This window comes from Bifidobacterium sp. UBA6881, from assembly GCA_002451435.1.
GTDB lineage: Bacteria > Actinomycetota > Actinomycetes > Actinomycetales > Bifidobacteriaceae > Bifidobacterium.
On record DKCF01000068.1, the window covers coordinates 39,926 to 42,236 of the forward strand.

The following is a 2,311-nucleotide window of genomic DNA, read 5'->3' on the forward strand; positions in this document are numbered from 1 at the left end:
GCCGGCGGTTTTGAGCTTGCTGACGGCTTCTAAATTGGAGATTTTGGAGAATCCGTGCCGTCAAAATGTCGCTTTGTGTTTGGAATGACTATGACTTCCGCGCGAAGCGACATTTTCGTATGCCGAAAATGTCGCCAAACGCGGAAGAACTGCCGATTCATGCGGAAAGCGACGTTTTCGGGGATGATGAGGGCGCAGATAACAAAAATATGGAATGCATGCGATCGGTTGCCAAGACGTTGCGGTCGGTTGCGTGAGGCGCCGACCACGTTGATTAGCCGCGTGCCCTGACGTAGCTGTCGTATACGTCCTCGGTGGGGTCGCCTGTCTTCACGCCGTCGATATGCAGATTCCACGCCGGAGGATTGGTTCCGCCGGAAAGCACCCATGCGGCCTGACGTGCCGCGCCGATGGCCACGTATTCGTCGGTGGCCGGACACGTCACATCCATGCCGAAGATGCTTGGAGCCAGAGCGCGGACGGCTTCCGACTTCGCGCCGCCGCCGATGAGCAGAATACGGTTGATATCCGCGCCGAGGGAGCGGATAAGCTCCAGGCAGTCGCGTTGCGAGCACAACAAACCTTCCACGAATGCGCGTGCGAGGTTCTCCCGCGTGGTGTTGGCCAAAGTCATCCCGCAAAGCGTGGCGGTGGCATCGGGTCGGTTCGGCGTGCGCTCGCCATCGAAATACGGAATCAACGTAATGCCGTCCGCGCCCGGTTGCGAGGCGAATGCCAATTCGGACAGCTCGTCATAGTCCACGCCGAGCGCGGCGCATCCGGCGTCGAGGATGCGCGATCCATTGATGGTGCAGGCGAGCGGCAGGTAGTGGCCGGTGCAGTCGGCGAAACCGGATACGGCGCCCGTCGGATCGTATGTCGGCCTTTGCGAAATGGCCGCGGTTACGCCGGAAGTGCCGAGGGATACGGACACGTCGCCGACGCCCATGCCAAGGCCGAACGAAGCCATGGCGTTGTCGCCTCCGCCTGGGGCGATGACGCAGCCGCCGTCAATGTTTTTGCCAGCGACGGATGCATCGGCTCTGACCGGAGTCTGGTCGCGCGGCCCCAACACGGTCGGCAGCACGATGGCATTGGCGTGGGTCCGGGCGGTTTCGGCGCCTTCCGCCGCTTCGAGCGCCTTGGCGATGAGATCGCGTCGGTATTCGTTCGACACGGCGTCGTAGTACATGGTGCCGGAAGCATCGGAGCGGTCGGTGAACAGCGCATCGAGATGCGCGTCTTCGCTCTCCGTGACCGGGCCATATCCGGCGATGCGCCAGCTCAGCCAATCATGCGGCAGACATATCGCGGCGATTTTCCTCGCGTTTTCGGGTTCGTTCTCCGCGACCCATGCCACCTTGGTCAAGGTATAGGAGGCGACGGGGGAGGAGCCCACGGCCTTGACCCAACGTAGTCTGCCGCGCGCGGCGATCGCCTGGTCGCCGTCGCCCATCAGCGTATCGGCGGCGATGCCGTGTTCCCGGGCTTCGCGCAATTCGCCCTCATTCGCCTCTGCTTGTCCCATTGCGGTTATGAGCGCCGTGGCCTGCGGCGCGGAGCATGTGTCGTTCCACAGCATGGCGTCGCGGATCACGTTGCCTTGCCCGTCGAGGATCACCATGCCATGCTGCTGGCCGCCGACCGACAATGCGGCCACATCGTCCAGTCCTCCGGCAAGTCGCGCGGCCTCCCGAAACGCGTTCCACCAGCATTCCGGGTTTATGGACGTTCCGTTCGGATGCTTGGCTTGGCCGAAGCGGACGAGTTCGCCGGTCGCGGCGTCCGTCACGCGTACTTTGCATGACTGCGTCGACGTATCGATTCCTGCCACAAGCTGTTGCATCCTCATATCCTCCTGCCGCGGAACAAACTATGCATCGTGCCGTAGCGCATCATCGGCATTGCGCTGAAGCGCGTTCCGCATCATCATCCATACTAGTGAATCCAATCGTGGATACGTTGGTATGCAGATGTTCCGGATGGCTCATGAATCCCATTGCCCGTGCCATGCAGCGTCGAATGTTTGGAAGTAAATGCTTTGGGCTGGTCGGCGATTCCGCTGGCATCGCTCGCATGCTGGTGCGGACGGCCGGTGTTGTGTCGTGCCCGGCGTTGCCCGATGCCGCGGAATCGGGAGCGTACCGTTTCATCGACGCCCCATTGCGATTCATGAAGCGGGTTAAGTCCTCCCTGTTGTTAAACTAGTGCGAGCTGCATGTTGTGCGGCGGTTGCCCTCGTAGCTCAGTCGGTTAGAGCAGCACCCTTATAAGGTGTTTGTCCTGGGTTCAAGTCCCAGCGAGGGCACAT

At 61.4% G+C, this 2,311-nt stretch carries 1 protein-coding gene and 1 tRNA gene; one reads left to right on the forward strand and one right to left on the reverse strand.

Features of this window, described 5'->3' with window-relative positions:
- Positions 1–274: 274 nt before the first annotated feature.
- Positions 275–1,846 carry a xylulokinase gene (locus tag B3C64_RS05200; RefSeq protein WP_291534204.1) on the reverse strand — a complete coding sequence of 524 codons (1,572 nt, stop codon included), beginning with the start codon at positions 1,844–1,846 and terminating at the stop codon, positions 275–277.
- Between the two features lie 388 nt (positions 1,847–2,234).
- Here B3C64_RS05200 and B3C64_RS05205 point away from each other — a divergent pair.
- A tRNA-Ile gene (locus tag B3C64_RS05205) sits at positions 2,235–2,308 on the forward strand.
- The last annotated feature ends 3 nt before the right edge of the window (positions 2,309–2,311 follow it).

Coding starts and splice junctions, on each gene's coding strand:
- B3C64_RS05200 (WP_291534204.1), bottom strand. CDS start 1,846: ATGCAACAGCTTGTGGCAGGAATCGATACGTCGACGCAGTCATGCAAA.